Origin of the sequence: Citrobacter sp. wls708 (assembly GCF_005281255.1) — a bacterium.
In the GTDB taxonomy this organism is placed as follows: domain Bacteria; phylum Pseudomonadota; class Gammaproteobacteria; order Enterobacterales; family Enterobacteriaceae; genus Citrobacter; species Citrobacter werkmanii.
Genome location: NZ_SZXE01000018.1, coordinates 46,398 through 69,807, shown reverse-complemented (window position 1 = coordinate 69,807; position 23,410 = coordinate 46,398). Strand labels below are relative to the sequence as shown.

Annotated in this window: 20 protein-coding genes and 1 pseudogene; 9 read left to right on the top strand and 12 right to left on the bottom strand. The window is 53.4% G+C overall.

What is annotated here, in order from left to right; genetic code table 11:
* Window positions 1-13 precede the first annotated feature (13 nt).
* From FDW97_RS13650 to greB, 6 genes and pseudogenes are all read right to left on the bottom strand, one after another.
* Window positions 14-634 (bottom strand): annotated as a pseudogene (locus FDW97_RS13650) (Rpn family recombination-promoting nuclease/putative transposase); the annotation flags it as partial.
* 70 nt (window positions 635-704) lie between these two features.
* Entirely contained in the window at window positions 705-941 is a 237-nt protein-coding gene (gene feoC, locus FDW97_RS13645; RefSeq protein WP_038634895.1) for a [Fe-S]-dependent transcriptional repressor FeoC, read from the bottom strand.
* A gap of 11 nt (window positions 942-952) precedes the next feature.
* A complete protein-coding gene (gene feoB, locus FDW97_RS13640) occupies window positions 953-3,271 on the bottom strand; it encodes a Fe(2+) transporter permease subunit FeoB (RefSeq protein WP_038634892.1) in 2,319 nt (772 codons plus the stop codon).
* Window positions 3,272-3,289: 18 nt separating this feature from the next.
* Window positions 3,290-3,517 carry a ferrous iron transporter A gene (gene feoA, locus FDW97_RS13635; RefSeq protein WP_003023519.1) on the bottom strand — a complete coding sequence of 76 codons (228 nt, stop codon included), beginning with the start codon at window positions 3,515-3,517 and terminating at the stop codon, window positions 3,290-3,292.
* A 375-nt stretch (window positions 3,518-3,892) separates the two neighbouring features.
* Complete coding sequence (locus FDW97_RS13630) at window positions 3,893-6,226, bottom strand: Tex family protein (RefSeq protein ID WP_137351177.1); 2,334 nt, start codon at window positions 6,224-6,226, stop codon at window positions 3,893-3,895.
* Window positions 6,227-6,324: 98 nt separating this feature from the next.
* Window positions 6,325-6,798 (bottom strand): transcription elongation factor GreB, encoded by a 474-nt coding sequence (gene greB / locus FDW97_RS13625; RefSeq protein ID WP_003023524.1) that lies wholly within the window; start codon window positions 6,796-6,798, stop codon window positions 6,325-6,327.
* 225 nt (window positions 6,799-7,023) lie between these two features.
* Here greB and ompR point away from each other — a divergent pair, with 225 nt between their 5' ends.
* Both ompR and envZ read left to right on the top strand, forming a co-directional pair.
* Window positions 7,024-7,743, top strand: coding sequence for a two-component system response regulator OmpR (ompR, locus tag FDW97_RS13620; protein WP_001157751.1), 720 nt, complete (start codon window positions 7,024-7,026; stop codon window positions 7,741-7,743).
* Window positions 7,740-9,092, top strand: a complete 1,353-nt coding sequence (gene envZ / locus FDW97_RS13615) for a two-component system sensor histidine kinase EnvZ (protein WP_042311918.1) — start codon at window positions 7,740-7,742, stop codon at window positions 9,090-9,092. Before ompR ends, envZ begins: the two co-directional genes overlap by 4 nt.
* Window positions 9,093-9,166: 74 nt before the next feature.
* Here envZ and pckA read toward each other — a convergent pair whose 3' ends face one another.
* From pckA to igaA, 5 genes are all read right to left on the bottom strand, one after another.
* Window positions 9,167-10,789 carry a phosphoenolpyruvate carboxykinase (ATP) gene (gene pckA, locus FDW97_RS13610; RefSeq protein ID WP_137351176.1) on the bottom strand — a complete coding sequence of 541 codons (1,623 nt, stop codon included), beginning with the start codon at window positions 10,787-10,789 and terminating at the stop codon, window positions 9,167-9,169.
* 578 nt (window positions 10,790-11,367) lie between these two features.
* On the bottom strand, window positions 11,368-12,246 hold the full coding sequence (hslO, locus tag FDW97_RS13605) for an Hsp33 family molecular chaperone HslO (protein ID WP_016157640.1): 879 nt from the start codon (window positions 12,244-12,246) through the stop codon (window positions 11,368-11,370).
* 24 nt (window positions 12,247-12,270) lie between these two features.
* A complete protein-coding gene (gene hslR / locus FDW97_RS13600) occupies window positions 12,271-12,672 on the bottom strand; it encodes a ribosome-associated heat shock protein Hsp15 (RefSeq protein ID WP_137351175.1) in 402 nt (133 codons plus the stop codon).
* A 10-nt stretch (window positions 12,673-12,682) separates the two neighbouring features.
* Window positions 12,683-13,351: a GMP/IMP nucleotidase gene (gene yrfG / locus FDW97_RS13595; protein WP_038634874.1), complete on the bottom strand. Its 669-nt coding sequence runs from the start codon at window positions 13,349-13,351 to the stop codon at window positions 12,683-12,685.
* Window positions 13,352-13,411: 60 nt separating this feature from the next.
* Window positions 13,412-15,547 carry an intracellular growth attenuator protein IgaA gene (igaA, locus tag FDW97_RS13590; RefSeq protein ID WP_087856288.1) on the bottom strand — a complete coding sequence of 712 codons (2,136 nt, stop codon included), beginning with the start codon at window positions 15,545-15,547 and terminating at the stop codon, window positions 13,412-13,414.
* A 322-nt stretch (window positions 15,548-15,869) separates the two neighbouring features.
* Here igaA and nudE point away from each other — a divergent pair, with 322 nt between their 5' ends.
* Window positions 15,870-16,430 carry an ADP compounds hydrolase NudE gene (gene nudE, locus FDW97_RS13585; protein ID WP_038634868.1) on the top strand — a complete coding sequence of 187 codons (561 nt, stop codon included), beginning with the start codon at window positions 15,870-15,872 and terminating at the stop codon, window positions 16,428-16,430.
* Between the two features lie 55 nt (window positions 16,431-16,485).
* Here nudE and mrcA read toward each other — a convergent pair whose 3' ends face one another.
* Entirely contained in the window at window positions 16,486-19,038 is a 2,553-nt protein-coding gene (gene mrcA / locus FDW97_RS13580) for a peptidoglycan glycosyltransferase/peptidoglycan DD-transpeptidase MrcA (protein ID WP_170973681.1), read from the bottom strand.
* A 120-nt stretch (window positions 19,039-19,158) separates the two neighbouring features.
* On the opposite strand from mrcA, the gene FDW97_RS13575 reads away from it, so the two are divergent.
* The 6 genes from FDW97_RS13575 (at window position 19,159) to aroK (ending at window position 23,396) form a co-directional block, all read left to right on the top strand.
* Complete coding sequence (locus FDW97_RS13575) at window positions 19,159-19,938, top strand: DNA utilization protein HofM (RefSeq protein ID WP_137351173.1); 780 nt, start codon at window positions 19,159-19,161, stop codon at window positions 19,936-19,938.
* Window positions 19,938-20,477 carry a PilN domain-containing protein gene (locus tag FDW97_RS13570; RefSeq protein WP_137351172.1) on the top strand — a complete coding sequence of 180 codons (540 nt, stop codon included), beginning with the start codon at window positions 19,938-19,940 and terminating at the stop codon, window positions 20,475-20,477. Before FDW97_RS13575 ends, FDW97_RS13570 begins: the two co-directional genes overlap by 1 nt.
* Entirely contained in the window at window positions 20,461-20,916 is a 456-nt protein-coding gene (locus FDW97_RS13565) for a hypothetical protein (RefSeq protein ID WP_137351171.1), read from the top strand. The genes FDW97_RS13570 and FDW97_RS13565 overlap by 17 nt, the downstream gene beginning before the upstream one ends.
* Entirely contained in the window at window positions 20,906-21,319 is a 414-nt protein-coding gene (locus FDW97_RS13560) for a HofP DNA utilization family protein (protein ID WP_038634853.1), read from the top strand. The genes FDW97_RS13565 and FDW97_RS13560 overlap by 11 nt, the downstream gene beginning before the upstream one ends.
* A complete protein-coding gene (hofQ, locus tag FDW97_RS13555; protein ID WP_170973686.1) occupies window positions 21,234-22,469 on the top strand; it encodes a DNA uptake porin HofQ in 1,236 nt (411 codons plus the stop codon). The genes FDW97_RS13560 and hofQ overlap by 86 nt, the downstream gene beginning before the upstream one ends.
* A 405-nt stretch (window positions 22,470-22,874) precedes the next feature.
* A complete protein-coding gene (aroK, locus tag FDW97_RS13550; protein ID WP_003023552.1) occupies window positions 22,875-23,396 on the top strand; it encodes a shikimate kinase AroK in 522 nt (173 codons plus the stop codon).
* Window positions 23,397-23,410 lie beyond the last annotated feature (14 nt).

Below are 23,410 nucleotides of genomic sequence, written 5' to 3'. Positions count from 1 at the left end.
GCCGGGCTGGTGATTAATGGCTGCACGTAGCCAGATCCTCAGCGGTCAGGCCGGTGATTCTGCAGATGGTCAGCGGGTCTGTGCCATCAGCCTGCATGGTTGTTGCAATGCGCAGAGCTTCCTCTCGTTTGCCTTGTTGCAAACCCTCTCGTAACCCTTTCCTGTGACCTTCCTGAAGACCATTAAGGTGCCCTTCCTGACGTAATCTTTCGGCAATAGTCATCAACTTTTCCTTATGTTGAGGTAAACGTTCGGCGACCTGGTGAATAAATTCGCTAAAACGCGCGGTGTCACCGGCCTGCATCAGGTAATTAAACAGGGCTTTCAACTGGTTGTCATTAGCATGCCCTTTAACAAGCAGGATGGCGAGTTTTTCAACTAACCCCATCAAATCGCGTTTACGAATATGCTTTTGGATGAGCTCTAACAGCGCCATCCGGCGGTGCTGCATGATCTCGTCATCGGGCACAACGGTGATATCGACCAATGGAAATGCTGTGGCATAAAGTGGTCTGGCTGCCTCCGGGTCGTCAAATTCGTCCAGCCAGCAGAGTGAATATGGATATGGGCTGACGGTGCCATGATAAAAAAGTATGGGGATCACCAACGGTAGTTTCTTATGGCCCGCAGCCAAAATCTGGCCTGGATGTTTGCTGCCATTTGTAGGCCGGATAAGCGTAGCGCCATCCGGCAGGAGCGGCAAACTAGCGCAAAGCCCACCACTCGCGCAGGCAGGCTTTACCTTCGGGGCAACTCTTGCAGCTTCCGGACAGACACCCATCGGCATCTTCCTGAATCCGCACCGCTTTGCCCATCTTTTCTAACTGATTCAGCATGGCGTCAATCATTGGCTGCGGGGTATGCAGCGTGTGGCTAATTTGCTTTGCCTCCATGCGCCCCCGCAGCGCCAGTAAATCACGAACCTGAATAAGCGATGCCATCGTTTTCAGCCTTAATGGCAATCGCCAGTGGTACTGGAACAGCAGGAGCTAGCCGTTCTGTTGGTTGACAGCAGTGAGAGATCCACCCGGCTGCGGGCACGGCGCAGCAGACCCAGCAACACGATGTTAAACAGAATGACGGCTAAGATGCAGACCAGACTGTAAGTCGGATGCGCTTTGTAGCTGACGGTCTGATAAAACAGCGTTGACAGTGAATAGGCGATGTTCAGGCCCCACAGGATGGAGAAGCCCATCCAGCCACGGCTGGATTCACGTGCGATAGCACCCATCACTGAAATGCACGGGACATACAGCAGCACGAAAATCAGGTAACTGTACGCGGCGGCGGCGCTGCCAAATTTCTCGCCCATCACGCCCATTGCGCCTGTAGCCATCTCGCCGTCGCCTTTGCTGGCTTCAATAGGGTTGGCCAGAACGCTCAGGCTGAAGGTGTCTTTCAGGCTTTGCCAGGTTTCATCCACCGCACTGAACAGCTCGTCACCGAGGTGGAAATCTGCCGGATTGAATTCTTCTTCCTGAATGTTTTCTGCGGTGTAAAGCGTGTTCAGCGTTCCGACAACCACCTCTTTTGCCATCGCACCGGTGAACAGACCGACGGTTGCCTGCCAGTTATCTTCGTGGACGCCAATCGGCTTGAAGACTGGGGTGATGACGCGGCTGACGGAAGCCAGAGCAGAGTCGTTGATGTTATCGACGATTTTCCCGCTTAGCGAGAAGCTGTTAAAGGCGCTGAGGAAAATACTGACGATGATAATCACTTTACCGGCACGCAGCACGAAGCCTTTCAGACGTTGCCAGGTCTGAATAATCAGGCTCTTGATGTGCGGCACATGGTACACCGGCAGCTCCATGACGAACGGTGTTGCTTCGCCACGCATGATGGTGTGTTTGAGCATCAGGCCGGTCAGCACCGCCATGATGATACCCAGTACGTACAACGAGAAGACCGCCAGCGCGCCGTTCTGACCAAAGAAAGCCGCGGCAAAGACGGCGAAAATCGCCAGACGTGCGCCGCAGGACATAAACGGCGCCATCATGATGGTCATCAGACGTTCACGTGGCGCATCCAGCGTACGGGCGCCCATCACCGACGGTACGTTGCAGCCAAAGCCGACTATCAGCGGGACAAACGATTTGCCCGGCAGTCCCAGTGCCTGCATCAGACGGTCCATCACAAACGCAGCGCGCGCCATGTAACCGGAGTCTTCAAGGAAAGAGAGGAACAAGTACATCATGCCGATTTGCGGCACCAACGGCAGCACGGTGTTAATCCCGCCGCCAAGACCTTGCGCCAGGAAGATAGTGAGCCAGTCCGGGAAGTGCAGCGTATAGCCAATCCATTGAATACCATGAATAAACAGCGCCACGGAACCCACATCGAATAACGGCTGCAGTGCGCCGCCAATATTAATGGCGAGCAGGAACATCAGGTACATCACGAACAGGAAAATCGGCAACCCGAGGAAGCGGTTAAGGACGATTTTATCCACCGCGGTGGTGAAACGGCTCGGCTCTGCCGTCAGGGTATTACTGACGGTATCGCAGATTGCGGCGATGCATTGGTAACGCGCATCGGCGATATGCAGCGCGGGATCATCCATTGTTTCACTCAGACGCGCAATGGCGGCATCGAGGTTTTGCGCGGCCTCACCGGCGTAGGCACGACTGTAGATATCGCCTTCCAGCATTTGCAGGCCCAGCCAGCGGCGTTGTTTTAGCGGCATATCTTTGGCCATCGCATCGGCGAGGGAATCCGCTTCCTGCAACAACGGCTGGGCATAATGCACCAGTTCGACGGTGTCGTTTTCCTTGTAGCGATCTATCGCCAGCTTCAACGCTTCAATGCCGCGGGCGCGGGTGGAGACCAGCGGAACCACCGGGCAGCCAAGACGGGCGGAGAGGGCGTCGATATCGATACGGATTTGCTGTTTCTCAGCAATATCCAGCATGTTCAGCGCGACGATACAGGGAATGCCCAGCTCAAGCAGTTGCAACGTCAGGTAGAGGTTGCGCTCAAGGTTTGAGGCATCGACCACGTTGATCAACAGATCCGCGTCGCCGCTTAAAATGTAGTGGCAGGCGATTTGCTCATCAAGAGAGGTCTGCGACGAGATTGTCGTCAGTGAATAGGTGCCGGGTAAGTCGACCAGCGTGACCTGATGGTCCGTCGTGGCGAAATGACCTTCTTTACGCTCAACGGTAACGCCAGCCCAGTTGCCTACACGCTGACGCGCGCCGGTGAGCTGGTTGAATAAAGTTGTCTTGCCGGAATTAGGATTACCAATTAAACCAATGGTTAGTTTTTTCATTTTTATAGACTCACTGTATTAACAGGACACCGCTTCCACTTCTAATAACGCCAAATCCTTTTTACGCAATACCAGACTTACGCGACGCGTTTCAATATGGATAGGATCGCCGAGCGGGGCGACGCGAACCACGTTGAAGGATGAGCCGGGTAGCATGCCAAGTGACAACAGTTTCTGACGATAAGCCGGGCTGATTTCACGGGCAAAACCGGTAATTTTCCACGCACTGTCAGGAGTGAATTGCATAGGGACCTACTTATATCTCGCTAACTGGGTGATTACCTCATGGGGCGACAGGGCGGCATGAGACCAGATGATTAGCCAACGTAAGGAAAGAGTAAATAATCAACAAACCAATGATAATGAGAATGGTTTCTATCATCAATAGAATAAGTGTGACGGAATGTACAATTAGATAATAATTTGAGCCAATTTTGATATTCCTCAATATTTATTCTGGTTGGGGACGAATGATTCGCGCTAGCAATTATTGAAATCCTTAATGTTTAATTAAGGTTTCATCTGTTAATGAAGTGATAAATATAATGAGGAAGAGAGAAGTTAATATAGTAAATATGCCGGATACGGTATTTACACCGCTATCCGGCACATGATCCAAACCTAGCGCTTTTTACCCATTGCCGCTGCCAGCGCATCCATCATGGCGCTGTTGCCCGCAGGCTGAGCGTCACGCCCACGAGGTTTCGCGGCTTTTGGAGCCGGGCGATTGCCCTGAGTACGATCGTTATTTCCACCACTGCGACGCGCGTTGGTTTCACCTGGCTGCTCATCCAGACGCATAGTCAGCGCGATACGCTTACGCTGCAGGTCTACTTCCAGCACTTTCACCTTCACAATATCGCCCGCTTTCACCACGGTGTGGGGATCTTCGACGAACTTATTCGACAGTGAAGAGATATGCACCAGACCGTCCTGGTGTACGCCGATATCGACAAACGCGCCGAAGTTGGTGACGTTGGTGACGGCCCCTTCCAGAATCATCCCCGGTTGCAGATCGTTCATGGTTTCTACGCCATCAGCAAACTGTGCGGTTTTGAATTCAGGACGCGGGTCGCGACCCGGTTTTTCCAGCTCTTTGATGATGTCGGTGACGGTCGGTACCCCGAAGCGCTCGTCAGTAAAATCGGCGGCTTTCAGATTGCGCAGTTCGCTGCTGTTGCCCATCAGATCGCGCAGCGATTGCTCGGTGGCGGCCAGAATGCGTTCCACAATCGGATAGGCTTCCGGGTGAACGGTGGAGGCATCCAGCGGATTATCGCCGTGATTGATACGCAAGAAGCCCGCGCACTGTTCAAAGGCTTTAGGGCCCAGACGGCTGACTTTGAGCAGTTGCTGACGGTTCTGGAACTGGCCGTTCTCGTCACGCCAGGCCACGATGTTCTGCGCTATCATGCGCGTCAGGCCCGCCACGCGGGTCAGCAGCGGTACGGAGGCGGTGTTCAGATCCACGCCGACGGCGTTTACGCAGTCTTCCACTACCGCATCCAGCTTACGCGCCAGCTGCGTCTGGCTTACGTCGTGCTGATACTGGCCCACGCCGATAGATTTCGGATCGATTTTCACCAGCTCAGCCAGCGGATCCTGCAGACGACGGGCGATCGACACCGCCCCACGCAGCGAAACATCAAGGTCCGGGAACTCCAGCGCCGCCAGCTCAGAAGCGGAGTACACTGACGCGCCGGCTTCGCTGACGATTACTTTCTGCGCGGTGACTTGCGGGAACTGTTTCTGTACGTCGAGGAAGAAACGCTCGGTTTCGCGCGACGCCGTACCATTACCAATCGCCACCAGCTCAACGTTGTATTTTTCACACAACGCCGCAACGGCGACGGCGGCTTTGGCGGCCTGACCGGTATGCGGGTAAATGGTATCGGTAGCGACCAGTTTGCCGGTACCGTCAACCACAGCCACTTTTACCCCGGTACGCAGACCCGGATCGAGGCCCATTGTGGCGCGCAGTCCAGCTGGGGCGGCCATCAGCAGGTCATGCAGGTTGCGGGCAAAGACGTTAATCGCTTCATCTTCCGCACGTTCGCGCACGGTACCCATCAGCTCGGTTTCAAGGTGCATCAGCACTTTGATGCGCCACGTCCAGCTCACCACGCCTTTACGCCAGCTGTCGGCAGGTGCGTTATTCAGGCGCAGTCCCAGATGTTCCTGGATAATTTGCTCGCCGTGGCTCTCTTTTGGCGGCTCATCGAATTGCGGATCGGCATTCAATGAAAGCTGTAACATGCCTTCGTTACGACCACGGAACATGGCCAGCGCGCGGTGGGATGGCACGGTAGAAATCGGTTCGTGGTGGTCGAAGTAGTCACGGAACTTCGCCCCTTCCTCTTCTTTACCGCTGACCACGGTAGAAACCAAATGCGCGTTTTTCCACAGGTAATCACGAACTTTTGCCAGCAGCGCGGCGTCTTCTGCGAAACGCTCCATCAGAATGTAGCGCGCGCCGTCGAGAGCGGCTTTGGTGTCCGCCACGCCGTTTTCGGCGTTGAGGTATTTGGCGGCTTCCGTTTCCGGGTCGTGGGAGGGTTCGTTCCACAGCAGGTCAGCCAGCGGCTCCAGCCCGGCTTCAATGGCAATTTGCCCACGGGTGCGGCGCTTGGGTTTGTACGGCAGATAGAGATCTTCGAGTTCGGTCTTACTTAACGTACCGTTGATCACATTCGCCAGATCGTCGGTCAGTTTGCCTTGCTCGCCGATAGATTTCAGGATCGCCTGACGGCGGTCTTCCAGTTCACGCAGATATCCCAGACGGGTCTCCAGATTACGCAATTGCGTATCGTCCAGACCGCCGGTGATTTCCTTACGATAACGTGCGATAAACGGCACGGTGTTCCCTTCATCAAGCAGGCGAACGGCAGCTTCTACCTGTTCAGCACGAGCCTGAATTTCACCTGCGATAATGCGGCAGAAAGAATCATTCATCATGGATAGCTTCGTCTATAGGATAAAAAATCAGGGGATAGTTATACGGATTGACTGGCAAAAATGCCAGTCATCTACGGGGGCTTCGGATTGTTCCGGTCTCACTTAACGTATTCGATCTCGTTTACGTACCAACTGGCTTCGCCGCCTGGGGTGTTTACTACCGCGAGATCGCCGACCTCTTTTTTCAGCAGCGCCCGCGCCATTGGCGAATCGATAGAGATGTAATCTTTACGACCGAAGATCTCATCGTAACCGACAATGCGGAATTTGCGGATGTCGCCATCGTCATTTTCAATCTCGACCCATGCGCCAAAGAAGACTTTGCCTTCCTGTTGCGGGGAGTAATCGACGATTTTCAGATTTTCCATGCACTTGGTCAAATAACGAACGCGGCGGTCGATCTCGCGCAGGCGCTTTTTATTATACTGGTAGTCGGCATTTTCGCTGCGGTCACCCAGACTTGCGGCCCAGGTGACCTTTTTGGTGACTTCCGGGCGCTCTTCACGCCAGAGATAATTCAGCTCTTGTTTGAGTTTTTCATACCCTTCACGGGTTATCAGGGGCGTTTTCATCTTATTGTTTTACCTTCGACTCTGTGATGATGCGCACAATTAGTATTACGTGAGCATATCAACAGAATAAATAATGTATTGCGAGAAACATTGTATACTTAAGCTGCTGTTTAATATGCTTTGTAACAATTTAGCCTGGAATTCATACCAGAATTCGCTGGTGACTCACGTGAGCTTTCTTAAGAATATACACTTAATTGTTGCGAACCTTTGGGAGTAATAACAATGCAAGAGAACTATAAGATTCTGGTGGTCGATGACGACATGCGCTTACGTGCGCTTCTGGAACGTTATCTGACCGAGCAGGGCTTCCAGGTTCGAAGCGTCGCAAACGCTGAGCAGATGGATCGTCTGCTGACCCGTGAGTCCTTCCACCTGATGGTGCTGGATTTAATGCTGCCGGGTGAAGACGGCCTGTCTATTTGCCGTCGCCTGCGCAGCCAAAGCAACCCGATGCCGATCATTATGGTGACCGCGAAGGGTGAAGAAGTTGATCGTATCGTAGGGCTGGAAATCGGCGCTGACGATTACATTCCGAAACCGTTTAACCCGCGTGAACTGCTGGCGCGTATTCGTGCCGTACTGCGTCGTCAGGCGAACGAACTGCCGGGCGCACCTTCTCAGGAAGAAGCGGTTATTGCCTTTGGTAAGTTCAAACTGAACCTCGGTACGCGTGAAATGTTCCGCGAAGATGAACCGATGCCGCTCACCAGCGGGGAGTTTGCGGTACTGAAAGCGCTGGTAAGCCACCCGCGTGAGCCGCTGTCTCGCGACAAGCTGATGAACCTGGCTCGTGGTCGTGAATACTCGGCGATGGAACGTTCCATCGACGTACAGATTTCTCGTCTGCGCCGTATGGTGGAAGAAGATCCGGCGCATCCGCGTTATATCCAGACCGTATGGGGCCTGGGCTACGTTTTTGTTCCGGACGGTTCTAAAGCATGAGGCGAATGCGCTTCTCACCACGAAGTTCGTTTGCCCGCACATTATTGCTCATCGTCACCTTGCTGTTTGCCAGCCTGGTGACGACTTACCTGGTCGTGCTGAACTTCGCGATTTTGCCGAGCCTCCAGCAGTTTAATAAGGTCCTGGCTTACGAAGTTCGTATGCTGATGACCGATAAACTGCAGCTGGAGGACGGTACGCAACTGGTGGTGCCGCCCGCGTTCCGCCGGGAAATTTATCGTGAGTTGGGTATTTCCCTCTATTCCAACGAGGCCGCTGAAGAGGCCGGACTGCGTTGGGCGCAACACTATGAATTCTTAAGCCATCAGATGGCGCAGCAGTTGGGTGGCCCGACCGAAGTCCGTGTTGAGGTCAACAAAAGCTCGCCGGTCGTGTGGCTGAAAACCTGGCTGTCGCCCAATATCTGGGTACGTGTGCCGCTGACTGAAATCCATCAGGGGGATTTTTCGCCGCTGTTCCGCTATACGTTGGCGATCATGCTGCTGGCCATCGGCGGCGCATGGCTGTTTATTCGTATTCAGAACCGACCGCTGGTGGATCTTGAACATGCGGCGTTGCAGGTGGGGAAAGGTATTATTCCGCCGCCGTTGCGTGAGTATGGCGCTTCTGAGGTGCGTTCCGTTACCCGTGCCTTTAACCATATGGCGGCAGGCGTGAAGCAACTGGCCGATGACCGTACGCTGCTGATGGCGGGGGTGAGTCACGATCTACGTACTCCACTGACGCGTATCCGTCTGGCGACGGAAATGATGGGCGAGGAAGACGGTTATCTCGCAGAGTCCATCAATAAGGACATCGAAGAGTGTAACGCTATTATCGAGCAGTTTATCGATTACCTGCGTACCGGTCAGGAGATGCCGATGGAGATGGCGGATCTGAACTCGGTGTTAGGCGAAGTGGTCGCGGCGGAAAGCGGCTATGAGCGGGAAATTGAGACTGCGCTGCTGCCGGGTAACATTCAGGTGAAGATGCATCCGCTGTCGATCAAGCGTGCGGTTGCCAATATGGTGGTTAATGCCGCCCGCTATGGTAACGGTTGGATTAAGGTCAGTAGCGGTATGGAGCCGCATCGCGCCTGGTTCCAGGTGGAAGATGATGGTCCGGGCATCAAGCCGGAACAGCGTAAACATCTGTTCCAGCCGTTTGTCCGCGGCGACAGCGCGCGTAGTACCAGCGGTACGGGCCTGGGGCTGGCGATTGTGCAGCGTATTATCGATAACCATAACGGTATGCTGGAAATTGGCACCAGCGAGCGGGGTGGGTTGTCGATTCGCGCCTGGCTTCCGGTTCCCTTCACTCGTGCGCAGGGCACCACGAAAGACGCATAAGAAAGGGAGGCGAAATGCCTCCCTTTTTGTTGTTGCAGGCCGGATAAGGCGAAACCGCCCTCCGGCAACGTCAATTACAGCTTCGGCCCGGCGCTAACCAGCGCTTCACCTGCTGGGGTGTCGGTGTACTTCTCGAAGTTCTCGATAAACAGTTTCGCCAGTGCGTTGGCTTTTTCCTGCCATTGCTCCGGTGACGCGTAGGTGTTACGCGGATCGAGAATGCGAGTATCCACGCCCGGCAGTTCGGTTGGGATAGCCAGGTCAAACATCGGCAGACGGAATGTTTCTGCGTCGTCCAGTGAACCGTTCAGAATGGCGTCGATAATCGCGCGGGTATCTTTGATGGAGATACGCTTACCGGTACCGTTCCAGCCGGTGTTAACCAGATACGCCTGCGCACCTGCCGCCTGCATACGTTTCACCAGCACCTCAGCGTACTGCGTTGGGTGCAGCGTCAGGAATGCTGCGCCAAAGCAGGCAGAGAAGGTTGGGGTAGGTTCAGTAACGCCACGTTCGGTACCGGCCAGTTTGGCAGTGAAGCCAGACAGGAAGTGGTACTGCGTTTGATCTGCCGTCAGGCGAGACACCGGTGGCAGCACGCCAAACGCGTCAGCGGTCAGGAAGATCACTTTGGTGGCATGACCCGCTTTTGACACCGGCTTAACGATATTCTCGATGTGATAAATCGGGTAGGAAACTCGGGTGTTTTCGGTTTTGGAACCGTCGTCGAAGTCGATAGAACCATCTTCGCGCACGGTGACGTTTTCCAGCAGCGCGTCACGACGGATCGCGTTGTAGATCTCCGGCTCGGCATCTTTAGACAGCTTGATGGTCTTAGCGTAGCAACCGCCTTCGAAGTTAAACACGCCATCATCATCCCAACCGTGTTCATCATCACCGATCAGGCGGCGTTTAGGGTCGGTGGACAGCGTGGTTTTACCGGTGCCGGACAAGCCAAAGAAGACCGCCACATCACCTTTTTCCCCGACGTTTGCCGAGCAGTGCATGGAGGCGATGCCCTTCAGCGGCAGCATGTAGTTCATGACGGAGAACATACCTTTTTTCATCTCGCCGCCGTACCAGGTACCACCAATCAACTGAATACGTTCAGTCAGGTTGAATGCCACAAAGTTTTCTGAGTTCAGACCCTGCTCTTTCCATTGCGGGTTGGTGCATTTAGCGCCGTTCATCACAATAAAATCAGGTTTAAAATCAACCAGTTCTTCGTCGCTTGGGCGGATGAACATGTTTTTGACAAAATGCGCCTGCCAGGCAACTTCGGTTATGAAGCGCACGGAAAGACGGGTATCGGCGTTTGCGCCACAGAAAGCATCAATAATAAACAGGCGCTTGCCGGAAAGTTGCTGGGTGACTAACCCTTTCAGATGTTGCCAGGTTTCCGGGGAAAGCGGTTTGTTGTCGTTCTTACCCTTACCTTTGTCGGACCACCACAGCGTATCACGCGTCGTGTCGTCACGGACAATGTACTTATCCTTTGGCGAACGTCCGGTAAAGATACCGGTATCAACTGCAACGGCGCCCAGATTCGTCAATACGCCACGCTCATAACCTTGAAGGGAAGGATCAAGTTCTTCCTGGAAAAGCGTGTCGTAGTCTGGATTGTAAACGATATCCTGAACGTCATTGATACCATAAGCCTTGAGATCTTGCGGGGTTAAACTGTTGTTCACACGCATTTCACTGCTCCTTAGCCAATATGTATTACCTGGAATAGTAAGGTTTTTTTGGGATTGCTAACCGCGACAAGGCTCATAGATTTACGCATCGGGCAAAATCACAGGTGACCGAATGCGCTGCGACTCCTGTCACAAAGAGGCAGATATTATGGCAGGAAACCCTTTTTTGTTGTGGAAAATGTTCTTAAAACGTTAATGGAGAGTGTTTTTGGCGGAAATCTTGTGAGTGTAATCGCATTCATGTAAGAAAAATACGTAACTCATACATAAACAATATCGATTCACTTCCCGTCGTCATGGTCCGAAAAAGGTCAGTCAATATTCAAAATTGTGAAGTTGATGCGATATGAGGCTTTCTGTTGATGCTGAATGACGACATGGTTAGTGTTGAACGTTCACAAACTACTCGCTGGGGCATGGAATCTATTGGCCTGCGGCAGGCGGTAGCGAATCAGTCACTGGATTCAGCGCCCAGAATGTGGTGTGTTATCGTGATTCTTGGCGAACGGCTAAAGAGGCATTATTACGCTGAGTAAGCGGGAGTTAGCCCGGCAGAGGACACTACCGGGCTGATAAACTTAATGGACCTGTGGGTCTGCCGGGGAAGCGTTGCTGCGGATCTCGGCAATATCCATTGCGTTAAACAGATAGTGGCTGCCGCAGTAATCGCAGTGCATATCGATCTCGCCTTCTTCCGCCAGAATGCTGTCCACTTCTTCGTCCGGCAGCGTTTTCAGTGCGCCTGCGCAGCGTTCGCGTGAACAGGTGCATTTGAACTCAACGTCCTGCGGATCGTAGAGGGTAACTTCTTCTTCGTGGTACAAACGCCACAGTACTTCGTTAGCTGGCAGCGTCAACAGCTCTTCGGTTTTGATGGTTTCGGTCAGGGCGGTCAGGTGATCAAAATCATCTGCCTGCGCGTTTTGCGCCGGCATCACCTGCAGCAGCATCCCACCAGCGGCGGGTTTGCCATCGACGTCGCCAGTTCGGATAAACAGCCGTGTCGGCAGTTGTTCAGAACGCATGAAGTAATCTTCCAGACAGGCGGCCAGCGTGTCGCCTTCCAGACCGACCACACCCTGATAACGCTCGCCTTCTTCCGGCGTAATGGTAATCACCAGGTAGCCATTGCCTACCAGCGTTTTCAGATCCGCGCCTTCAGGAATATCACCCTGCATGCGGGCCACGCCGCGCATCTGCTGATTGTTGTTGCCGTTGATGACGGCCAGGCTCAGCGGACCATCGCCCTGCAACTGTACGGTGATATCACCAGCAAACTTCAGCGTAGCGGTAAGCAGGCTGGTGGCGACCAGCAGTTCAGCCAGCACGTTTTTAACCGGCTGCGGGTAAGTATGGTTTTCGAGGATCTGTTGCAGGGTTTCCGAAACGGTCACCAGCTCGCCGCGCACGGCAAAGTTTTCAAACAGATAACGATGTAATTGGTCATGTTGCGGCATAATCATCTCTCTTGCAGGTGACAGTCACTCGCTGTCGCCGTGTTTAAATCGTAACAGGTCGCGGCGTTCTTTCTTGTCCGGTCGTCTGTCCGGGTGCGGCATGGTTAACGCGTTCAGTTTACGCGCCAGCGCCATTTTTTCGCGTTTTTCTACGCTTTCCGCGGTTTCTTCATACAGCGTAACGGCTTCCGTGGCCGGGCGACGCTGCTCGGTAATGGCCTTGATAATGATCGTCCGCTCGTCATTTCCCTGGCGCAGGGTGAGGGTGGCGTTCAGCTCGACAATCTTGCTCGGCTTACTACGTTGGCCGTTGTAATGCACTTTACCGCCTTCAACCATTTCACGGGCCAGCGCACGCGTTTTATAAAAGCGCGCAGCCCATAGCCATTTATCCAACCTGACTTCAGCAGAGGGCTTTTCTTTCATGGCGTCTCCTTCACATCAGTGAGGGGATCAGTCGGCGGTAGTCATTCAATGACGGATGGCGTGCGTACTGTTTTTCCGCAATACCTGAGTCGGGATTGGTTACGCCGAGGCAGTAACGAATGCCGAACAGAGCAGCGGCGTCGAGAATGGGTTCGCTATCGTCAATAAACAGCGTCTTCTCTGCACTCATTCCCGTTTCTTCAGCCACAGCGTGCCATAACCGCTGATCCTCTTTGGGATAACCAAATGTGTGGGTGGAAAGTAATAAATCAAGGTGCGAGGCCAGACCGGTATGCTCCAGCTTCACCGCGAGGTTATGCGGATGCGCGTTGGTGAGCAAAATACGGCGCTTGCCGCTGGCTTTTAAGGCATCAAGAAACGGTACGGTATCTTCACGCAAAACAGCGCGTGGTCCCTGTGCCGTTGTCATGGCGCAAATATCCAGATCCAGGCGCTCACTCCAGTAATCCAGGCAGTACCAGTTTAGCGTATGCTGCACGGCATGATACTGCTGGCGAATATAGTCCTGGGCTTCCTGGGGAGAGATACCCTGCTTTGCGCCATAGGTTTCCGGCACCAGTTTTTGCCAGAAATAGTTATCGAATGCCAGATCGAGCAGCGTGCCGTCCATATCTAACAACACGGTGTCGACATCCTGCCAGGCAATATTGATATGCATGAACCCCCCAGAAGAAAACATGATGCGCGACAGGGTAGCATATCCTGGCGCGCGAGCGTGTTATCGAATCAGGCTTTCCGGGTCGTCAATCAGCGTTGGGTTGAGGCAACTTTCGTAATAGCTTTGAATTTCTGCGATGCGCGAGCGATGGCGCTGGTAGCGTCTGAATGCCTGAACGCTGTTATAGATAGCGCATCCGAGCATGGAGAGCATCAGCAGCGTCGTGCCAAGGTAGCGCCATAATCCTGAACGATCCGGGATTCGGTGCAGGCCAATGTGCTGGGTACCGTTGGCGTCGGTAGAGATATTGGTGACGATCCCCTCCGCGCGAAATGGTGTTTGCATTAGCATCTGGGCCAGACGCTGGAAGGCGTTCCACTGTTCTTGCGGCGGGTAGTCATACAGAGAGGTCGACGGCCAGGGCTGATCGACCAGATCGCTGCCCTCGTCGCTGATAATCAGAAAACCGCCGGGGGCAGGGCTATTTAGCGCCTGGGCCGCTCGCGCCGTCTCGCGTGAAATAAACGGCGCCGTAGAGGTATTGACCAGATTATCCAGCGACTCGGCGCTTACCGGACGCAGCAGCACATTTACGCCATCCAGTTTTCCGGCGTTAGCGCGTTTCACCAGGGCGGCCCAGTCTTTACTGTTACCGAGGTTAACCAGCGCATTTTTTAAGCGCACGCATTCATCTTTGGCTGCGCACAGATCGGCTGTTTTCAGGACAATTTCACCAAAATCATCCAGTAACACCATGCCGGACTTTTGGATTGCCGAACGTAACGACGCGCTGACGCGGGAATCATCATCTGGTTTGGGGTGCAACTGGCGGCTTACGGCCTGCGTGAGCGCGGTGGCTTTGTTCACCAGATCGGATTCAGGAAGCGGTAGCGCGCGCGCGTCATTCCAGATAATTTGCGTGCAATCAAAAGGCATGAACGGCGTGGCGGGCTGTGTATTCCAGCTCCCCTGGGTATGAATGTTACACATGCCTGTGCCGCTCAGGTGTAGTGTGTCCCCCACGCGGACGCCCGCGTTCTCAAGCTGTTTCACGCTGGTGGCTTCGATAGTCTGTGCGCCTTTCATCCAGGAAAGGGTGAATTTTATCGGCATATCCAACGGGATCCAGAACAGCAGCATCAGCAGCACTAACAGCGAACCGCCTGCGATAACGGCATTGCGTAGCCAGTGTTGCAACGGGAAATTTTTAACCTCGTCGTGCAGGGATAAAAAACGCCCCTGGCGTACAACGTGGCGATCGAGATAAATATCGATATCCGTTTGCTGACCAAGATCCTGCGCAATGTAAGGCTGCCAGTGAGGGGGATAGATCAGATCAATAATACCCAGAGAAATATTGTTAATTTGCTCCTGGTCGTTCTCGCCAAACAAACCCCAGCGACGCGGCGTCCCGCGCAGACAATGGATTTCTCGCAGGGCGGTTTTAGATGGCGGAGCGAACAGCCCCCATAGACCTGCACCGAGCAACAGCACCGCGCCACCGACTGCCCACGGAACAAACGTATCCGGGATGATTAAACATAAAAAGAACAGCAGGAATGATGCGGCGATCAGTAACGCTTCGCGTAATCCAGAAGGGCGGCTGAGCGCATACTCTTCATGGGTTTCCTGACGAATATTCAGCAGTTCGATTTGTTCGCTTTCTTCACCGCGAATGGACGCCTGGGTAGAGGCGGTATGCTGTAACGCATAGCCACGCGCTTCCTGCATATATTCCTGCAGGGTGTGGCCGTTTAGCGAAATAACCAGCGGTAACGTATTGGTGTGAATCAGCTCAACGCTGTTTTCGTCATTGATGTATTGTTCCCAAAAAGGCGGCAAATGCACCTCAACGGAATCAAGATAATAGCGCCATTTGTTAGGATCGTCGGTGGTAATACCGTAACGTGTAATCGCGTGCGTAAGCACAATAACGCTGTTACTTTGGGCATTCAGTGTTAACGATACTGGCGCAGAACTGGCGCCAGTTGGACCAGGTACTTGCTGAATTTGACTCAGGTTTTCGAGATAGTTTTCGACAGCGCTGCGTTCTTCAGGCGTAAGCTTACGCTTAGAGGCGTCTGAAAAGACGTTGCTCAAAGGTAAATTTTTCCGTCTGGATTTCGTTCTGAGTCGCCACCCTGCAAGCAATGAGCAGGCCAGCAAAGCAGCTAAAAAAATCAGAATGGTGCTCATGCTTTCCCCATCTTACTTAGTCTGTCAGGCGTGGTCAGTCGCACCCTGTTCAATATTCGTGATTCTTTAGTTGGCTATCGGCAAGTGTGGAGTTGAACTTGAGCATCTTAAAGCGCAGCCCAGTAAATGCGAATCATAGCAAAATCACTAAAAATGGAATATCAGCAAATTCCTGGAGTTATTTCAACCTATTGACTTTTAATTTGAAATAGGGATTAACTTTTAGTACGTTACATAAATGTAAATAAACGGCAATTCACGTTGCCGAAACCGTGCGGTATATCGCACAATGACCCCAGATTTCACAGCAAAGACCCTCACAATGAGCAAATCATTACAAAAACCCACGATTTTGAAAGTGGAAACCGTCGCCCAATCCCGGCTGTTTAAGGTCGAAAGCGTGGACCTTGAGTTCAGCAACGGCGTACGCCGCGTTTATGAACGTATGCGGCCCTCCACGCGTGAAGCGGTAATGATTGTGCCGATTGTGGATGACCACCTGATCCTTATCCGCGAATACGCGGTCGGGACCGAGTCCTACGAACTGGGTTTTTCCAAAGGATTAATCGATCCCGGTGAAAGCGTATTTGAGGCGGCGAATCGGGAACTGAAAGAAGAGGTGGGATTTGGCGCGAAAGATCTGACGTTTTTGAAGAAACTCAGCATGGCGCCGTCTTATTTCTCCAGCAAAATGAACATTGTGGTGGCAGAGGATCTTTATCCTGAATCGCTGGAAGGGGATGAACCTGAGCCATTACCGCAGGTACGCTGGCCGCTCGCGCATATGATGGATTTGCTGGAAGACCCTGATTTCCACGAAGCGCGTAATGTGAGCGCGTTGTTCCTCGTACGTGAATGGCTGAAAGGGCAGGGACGGCTTTAATATCTATCCCACTAATATACAAACACTAAAAAAGGCGCCGAAGCGCCTTTTTTGATCAGAACAGTTCGTGTGTCTCACCATTATCGATAATGGTTGTCCCCACCTCGTGTACCGCCTGTTGCGTTGGCTGAGTACCTTCAATGAAATACTCTTCGCGGCTGTTACCGCCGCTCGCCAGTTGACCGGTACTGCGATCGATATTGACCGTCACGATACCCGGCGGCGGCGTCAGCGGCTGCTCGGGCACACCTTCCAGCACTGATTTCATGTAAGCATCCCACGCAGGCTGCGCGCTCTTCGCGCCGCCTTCATAGCCGGAGATTTGATCTTTGATCGCCCCGGAAGCAGTCGTGTGACCCAGATTGCGGCGATGATCGTCAAAGCCGATCCATACTGATGTCACTACGCCTGGTCCGTAACCGGAGAACCACGCATCTTTAGAACTGTTGGTAGTCCCGGTTTTTCCACCGATATCGTGACGTTTCAGGTCGCGGCCCGCACGCCAGCCGGTTCCCATCCAGCCTGGTTCCCCAAAGATATTGGTGTTCAGCGCGCTTTTAATCAGGAACGCCAGCGGCGTGTTGATCACGTGCGGAGCGTACTCCTGCGTTCCACTCTGCGCGACCAACGCCTGGTTGGCCTGCTCAAGCTGTGGCATAGGCACGGCGGCATTCTGCTGCTCCTGCGAGACGGCGACATCTTCTACATTGCTGTTTTCCAGCACGTTAGATTTCTGGGTATCGCCATAAATCACCGGGATATCACAATCCGGGCAGGCAATTTTTGGCTTCGCTTCGAAGATAACGCCGCCCATATCGCTTTCGATCTTACTGATGAAATACGGATCGACGAGGAAGCCGCCGTTCGCCATCACCGCGTAACCGCGCGCCACCTGCATTGGCGTGAATGAGGCGGAACCCAGCGCCAGTGATTCGGTGTGCACAATGTTCTGTGCCGGGAAGCCGAAACGTTGCAGATACTCTGCTGCGTAATCCACGCCCATAGCACGCATGGCGCGTACCATCACCACGTTTTTCGACTGGCCCAGCCCCTGACGTAAACGGATAGGACCAGCATACTGCGGCGGTGAGTTCTTCGGCTGCCAGTCGGAACCGGCACCGGCATCCCAGCGGGAGATCGGCACATCGTTGAGCATGCTCGCCAGCGTCAGACCTTTATCCATTGCGGCGGTATAGAGGAATGGTTTGATGTTGGAACCTACCTGGCGTAGCGCCTGGGTCGCACGGTTAAACTTGCTCTGGTTGAAGTCAAAACCCCCTACCAGCGCCAACACCGCGCCGTTTTGCGGATTAATAGAAACCAGTGCGGAGTTAACATCCGGCACTTGCGCCAGCCACCAGGCATCGCCAACCTGGCGTACCCAGATTTGCTGCCCGGTCTGTACCACATCTGTCACTTTACGCGGCGTCGGACCTTGCTGAGTATCCGAGCGGTAAGGACGCGCCCAGCGCATGCCATCCATCCGTAATGAAACTGATGTGCCATCCGCCAGCGCGGCAATGGCTTCCTGCTGATTGGCGCTGGTGACAACCGCCGGCAGCAGTGGTCCATATGTTGGCAGCGCTTTCAGCGTATCGGTGATTTTCTTGCTGTCCCAACTGCTTTCGCCCACTTTCCACAGCACGTTTGACGGGCCGCGGTAGCCGTGGCGCATGTCGTAATCCATCACGTTGTTACGTACTGCCTGCTGGGCCGCCTGCTGCACTTTGCGCGTAATGGTGGTGGTGATGCGATACCCGTCTTCATAGGCTTTCTCGCCATAGCGGTTATACATCTCCTGGCGCACCATCTCAGACAGATACGGCGCAGAGAAGGCGATTTCCGGCGCGTGATAGTTGGCGTCAATGGCCTCGCCGCGCGCCTGATCGTACTGGGTCTGCGTAATGTAATTTTCACTCAGCATACGCGACAGCACGACGTTACGTCGCGCGGTGGCCCGGTCCATCGAATAGAGGGGGTTGAAGGTTGACGGCGCTTTTGGCAGACCGGCAATCACCGCAATCTCACTTAAGCTGAGCTGATCGACCGTCTTGCCGAAATAGACCTGCGCGGCCGCCCCCACGCCATAGGCGCGATATCCCAGGTAAATCTTGTTCAGATACAGCTCGAGGATTTCATCTTTACTCAGCAGTTGTTCAATGCGGATCGCCAGGAAAACCTCTTTGATCTTACGCATCAGCGTACGTTCCGGGCTCAGGAAGAAGTTTCTCGCCAACTGTTGGGTAATGGTACTCGCCCCTTGTGAGGCGTGACCGGAGAACAATGCGACGCTGGCTGCACGGAAGATCCCCACCGGGTCGACCCCGTGGTGCTCATAAAAGCGGCTGTCTTCTGTGGCGATAAAAGCTTTGACCATCACTGGCGGCATCTGATCCAGCGTGACCGGGATTCGACGTTTCTCGCCATATTGCGCGATCAGCTCGCCGTCAGCGCTGTAAACCTGCATCGGGATCTGTAAACGCACATCTTTGAGCGTCGCGACGTCAGGTAATTGCGGCTCAATATAGCGATAGAGGCCATAAATCGAGCCTGCTCCCAGCAGGATGCAACATACTGCAAGGATTAATAAATACTTTACGAACTTCACTGGAGATTTCCCATTTAGTGGCATTTGGGCAGTTTATAAACAAACGCGCGGTAGTATAAAGGCAAGCCAGACGCATTGATATACCCGTTAAAGCAACGGGTGATACGGAGATCATCAGCAATGGCTTTTAATATCTGGAAAATTGGTCTGCATATTCAGCAACATGAAGCGCTGGCTGTCGCTGTCGTTTGCGACGCGTCCGGTTGGTTTCTACAGCGCTGGTGGCGTATGCCGTTGGCACCTCAGGTTATCGTTGATGGTCACATTCGCGAGCCAGAACAGCTTGTCGCAACGCTACTGCCGTGGAGCCGTGAGCTTCCTCGCCGACAACATATTTATCTCTCCTTTCCCGCCAACAGGACGTTACAAAAAAAGTTTCCTCGTCCGGCAATGACCTTGCGAGAGCCAGAGCAAACCGCATGGTTGTCCGGTTTGATGGCTCGTGAACTGGATATGTCGCAGGATGCGCTGCATTTTGATTATAGCGAAGACACGTTGAGCCCGGCGTTTAACGTCACTGCCGCGCAAAGCAAAGAGATTTCAACGCTGCTGACGTTAATACAAGAGCTGAAAGTACAGGTTAAAGCGATTACGCCGGACGCTAGCGCCTTGCAACGATTTATTCCTTATTTACCCGAACATCAACAGTGTCTGGTATGGCGTGATGAGACCCAGTGGCTATGGGCGACCCGCTCGTCATGGGGGCGAAAATTGACGGGCGATATTGGCCGTCTCGACGAACTTGCCGCAACGTTATCTCTTTCCCCGACAGCTATTGCGCTATGCGACCCCAGCGGATTCGATCCTTTAAACGTCGTGTCCGTTCGCCAGCCGCCAATTCCACCACACAGCCACCGCTTTACCATTGCATTAGGACTGGCCATGGGAGGATCGTATTGATGATAGCGACCATCAATCTTCTGCCCTGGCGTCAGACTCGGCGGTATACCTGTTTGCGTTTCTGGGCCGTCTTCTTTAGCGCTGCTCTACTGCTGAGCATTGGCGTGACGTTAATCTATAACAGCGTTTTTAGCGTGGAAAACCGGGTCGCACTCCTGCTGGTAGAGGCTGAAAATAAGCGCATAGCGGCGCTGACGGCGCTAAAGCCTCGTTTGCAGCAGCGCCTGCAACAATGGCAACAGGTACAAGCGCGAAACAAACAGCGTGACCAGACCCAAAGCTGGCAACAGATTCTGCAACAGCTGGCGGAATTACTCCCGGAGCAGGCGTGGTTAACCAAAATGACCTGGCAGCAAGGGACGCTGGAACTGACGGGAAATGCGCTGAACTTTGCCGCCCTTAAGGCGCTGGAAACGCAATTACGCCAGCAGCCGTTGTTTACGCTAAATCGCCCTGGCGAAACGCAGCAGGATGCCCAAGGGCGTTGGCAATTCTACTATCGTCTGACGCGGAGTGACACGCATGATAACGCTCTGTGATGCCTGGCTCGCGCAGTCGCTGCGCTTTCGTGTTATGTGCGCATGCGGCTGGATTTTAGGGCTGCTTATGATGGTAGCGCTATGTCTTTACCCCGCCGCCAGGCTGCGGGGTATGCAACAAGAGGCGCTAAACCAGCAACGTGCTGCCATTCAGACGCAATGGCGAAACCTGTATCTGCTGGCGTCATCGCCAGGAGAGGCTGAAGAGACGTTTATTCCATTCTCTCCGTTGCTGTTTCAGACGCCCCATGTACGTCTTGTCCACTGGCAACCCGCCATTCAGGGCGGGGAGATGACGCTGAGACCTGCGTGGGAGGCTATCCCGCCGGTGTTTGTCCAACTGGCGGAACAAGGGATGAGCGTCAGCCGGTTTTCTCTCAGTGTAGAAGGCGCTGAACTGCTGTTAACGCTACAACTGGAACATCTGAATGACGGTTGAACGATGGCTGTTGGCATGCATCAGCGTGCTGATCCTGACCGGTATGCGTAATCCCTTCTTACCGCCGGAAGACCCTTGCCAGATAGCTGAGTGGTCGACGTGGCGTTATCAGGGGATGGTGAGCGTGGGTGAGCGACCGATCGGCATCGTGCAGGATGGGCAGCACAAATGGCGGCGAGTTGAGCGAAATGACGTCCTGAAAAACGGTTGGACGATTTCGCAGATAACGGCCGAAAGCTTAACCCTCAATACAGAGAAAAGCTGCGAGCCTGCTCAATGGCAGTGGCAACGACAGGGAGCGGTAAATGAAGCGATGGATGAGATGGATAGCCATGATGCTGCTGGTCGCGGCGTCCAGCGGGCAGGCGGGAAAACCGCAAAACGTAACGCTGGTGGTGGATGATGTGCCTGTTGTGCAGGTTTTGCAGGCTCTGGCGGAACAAGAAAAGAAAAAACTGGTGGTTTCACCGGATGTCGGCGGGGTGCTGTCACTGCATCTGACAGATGTGCCCTGGAAGCAGGCGTTGCAAACGGTCGTGAAAAGCGCCGGATTAGTGCTACGCCAGGAGGGCAACATTCTGCATGTGCATTCCATGCAATGGCAGAGTGAAAATGCGGCCCGCCAGGAAAATGAGCAGGCACGAATGCAGGCCAGCCTGCCTCTGGAACATCGCAGCATCATTTTGCAATACGCTGACGCCGCCGAGCTGGCAAAAGCCGGAGAGAAGTTGCTGAGCGCTAAAGGCAGCATGACGGTTGATAAACGAACCAACCGCTTACTGCTGCGTGATAATAGCGTTGTGCTTAACGCGCTGGAAAAGTGGGTGGCGCAAATGGATTTACCCGTTGAACAGGTCGAACTGGCGGCGCATATCGTCACGATTAATGAAAAAAGTTTGCGCGAGCTGGGGGTTAAATGGTCGCTGGCCGACGCGCAACAACCGGGGGCGGTGGGGAATGTCACTACGCTTGCCAGCGATCTTTCGGTGCCCGCAGCAACATCCCGTGTGGGATTTAATATTGGTCGTATTAACGGTCGGTTACTGGAACTGGAGCTGTCGGCACTGGAGCAAAAACAGCAGCTTGATATCATCGCCAGTCCGCGATTACTGGCTTCTCACCTGCAACCTGCCAGTATTAAGCAGGGCAGCGAGATCCCGTATCAGGTCTCCAGCGGAGAAAGCGGGGCGACATCCGTCGAGTTTAAAGAAGCGGTACTGGGGATGGAGGTTACGCCCACTGTTTTGCAGAAAGGGCGAATCAGGCTGAAACTGCATATCAGCCAGAATGTCCCCGGGCAGGTGCTACAACAAGCTGATGGTGAAGTTCTGGCTATCGATAAGCAGGAAATTGAAACGCAGGTTGAAGTAAAAAGCGGAGAGACGATTGCGTTGGGCGGCATTTTTTCACATAAAAATAAATCTGCGGCTGACAGCGTGCCGTTGTTAGGCGACATCCCCTGGCTTGGCTCTCTTTTTCGTCACGATGGAAAAGAAGATGAGCGTCGTGAGTTAGTGGTCTTTATTACGCCCAGACTGGTGTCAACGGAATAACTTATGCATGAAAAACCGTTGTTTTTGCACTGAACACGTTTCAGGGATTTGACGTGGGGGTGTATTTAGCATACAAGGAGTACCGATTTGAGCGTCGGTACTTTTCTTTACTTATGCGGCAATGAATACGCTTTGCCTTTCTGGTGGTGTGTCATAGGCTTATTTTTCCGTCATTGGACTACGCGATACGTTGCCATGTCTGATGTTTGCAGGGCTGCATGCCTGCCACGACCAGAAATGCGTAGGGTTTGGTGATTTATTCAGTTGCCAAACCCGCTTGAGTATTGAGATAATTTTCAGTCTGACTCTCGCAATATCTTATGAGGTTTCAGTTCATGTCCTGCTGCGCTGGGTGTCTGCGAAGCGGGTTTACCATTAACGAATAGTCTTAGTAGTACCGAAAAAATGGCAGAGAAACGCAATATCTTTCTGGTTGGGCCTATGGGTGCCGGAAAAAGCACTATTGGGCGGCAGTTAGCTCAACAACTCAATATGGAATTTTACGATTCTGATCAAGAGATTGAGAAACGAACCGGAGCTGATGTGGGCTGGGTCTTCGATGTAGAAGGTGAAGACGGCTTCCGTGATCGCGAAGAAAAAGTCATCAACGAGTTGACGGAAAAACAGGGTATTGTGCTGGCAACTGGCGGTGGCTCTGTAAAATCACGTGAAACACGTAACCGTCTCTCCGCGCGTGGCGTCGTGGTCTATCTTGAAACGACAATTGAAAAACAACTTGCGCGTACTCAACGTGACAAGAAACGCCCGCTGCTGCAGGTAGAATCACCGCCTCGTGAAGTTCTGGAAGCGTTGGCTGACGAACGCAATCCTCTGTACGAAGAGATTGCCGACGTGACCATTCGCACCGACGATCAGAGCGCAAAAGTCGTAGCAAACCAGATTATTCATATGTTGGAAAGCAACTAATTCTGGCCGAATAC

What these genes read in the sequence shown, in the direction of transcription:
- aroK (WP_003023552.1), top strand. Translation starts at nt 22,875, where the DNA reads ATGGCAGAGAAACGCAATATCTTTCTGGTTGGGCCTATGGGTGCCGGA.
- envZ (WP_042311918.1), top strand. Translation starts at nt 7,740, where the DNA reads ATGAGGCGAATGCGCTTCTCACCACGAAGTTCGTTTGCCCGCACATTA.
- FDW97_RS13565 (WP_137351171.1), top strand. Translation starts at nt 20,461, where the DNA reads ATGATAACGCTCTGTGATGCCTGGCTCGCGCAGTCGCTGCGCTTTCGT.
- feoC (WP_038634895.1), bottom strand. Translation starts at nt 941, where the DNA reads ATGGCATCGCTTATTCAGGTTCGTGATTTACTGGCGCTGCGGGGGCGC.
- feoB (WP_038634892.1), bottom strand. Translation starts at nt 3,271, where the DNA reads ATGAAAAAACTAACCATTGGTTTAATTGGTAATCCTAATTCCGGCAAG.
- hslR (WP_137351175.1), bottom strand. Translation starts at nt 12,672, where the DNA reads ATGAAAGAAAAGCCCTCTGCTGAAGTCAGGTTGGATAAATGGCTATGG.
- greB (WP_003023524.1), bottom strand. Translation starts at nt 6,798, where the DNA reads ATGAAAACGCCCCTGATAACCCGTGAAGGGTATGAAAAACTCAAACAA.
- igaA (WP_087856288.1), bottom strand. Translation starts at nt 15,547, where the DNA reads ATGAGCACCATTCTGATTTTTTTAGCTGCTTTGCTGGCCTGCTCATTG.
- hslO (WP_016157640.1), bottom strand. Translation starts at nt 12,246, where the DNA reads ATGCCGCAACATGACCAATTACATCGTTATCTGTTTGAAAACTTTGCC.
- hofQ (WP_170973686.1), top strand. Translation starts at nt 21,234, where the DNA reads ATGAGATGGATAGCCATGATGCTGCTGGTCGCGGCGTCCAGCGGGCAG.
- FDW97_RS13575 (WP_137351173.1), top strand. Translation starts at nt 19,159, where the DNA reads ATGGCTTTTAATATCTGGAAAATTGGTCTGCATATTCAGCAACATGAA.
- FDW97_RS13560 (WP_038634853.1), top strand. Translation starts at nt 20,906, where the DNA reads ATGACGGTTGAACGATGGCTGTTGGCATGCATCAGCGTGCTGATCCTG.
- FDW97_RS13630 (WP_137351177.1), bottom strand. Translation starts at nt 6,226, where the DNA reads ATGATGAATGATTCTTTCTGCCGCATTATCGCAGGTGAAATTCAGGCT.
- FDW97_RS13570 (WP_137351172.1), top strand. Translation starts at nt 19,938, where the DNA reads ATGATAGCGACCATCAATCTTCTGCCCTGGCGTCAGACTCGGCGGTAT.
- nudE (WP_038634868.1), top strand. Translation starts at nt 15,870, where the DNA reads ATGAGCAAATCATTACAAAAACCCACGATTTTGAAAGTGGAAACCGTC.
- feoA (WP_003023519.1), bottom strand. Translation starts at nt 3,517, where the DNA reads ATGCAATTCACTCCTGACAGTGCGTGGAAAATTACCGGTTTTGCCCGT.
- pckA (WP_137351176.1), bottom strand. Translation starts at nt 10,789, where the DNA reads ATGCGTGTGAACAACAGTTTAACCCCGCAAGATCTCAAGGCTTATGGT.
- yrfG (WP_038634874.1), bottom strand. Translation starts at nt 13,351, where the DNA reads ATGCATATCAATATTGCCTGGCAGGATGTCGACACCGTGTTGTTAGAT.
- ompR (WP_001157751.1), top strand. Translation starts at nt 7,024, where the DNA reads ATGCAAGAGAACTATAAGATTCTGGTGGTCGATGACGACATGCGCTTA.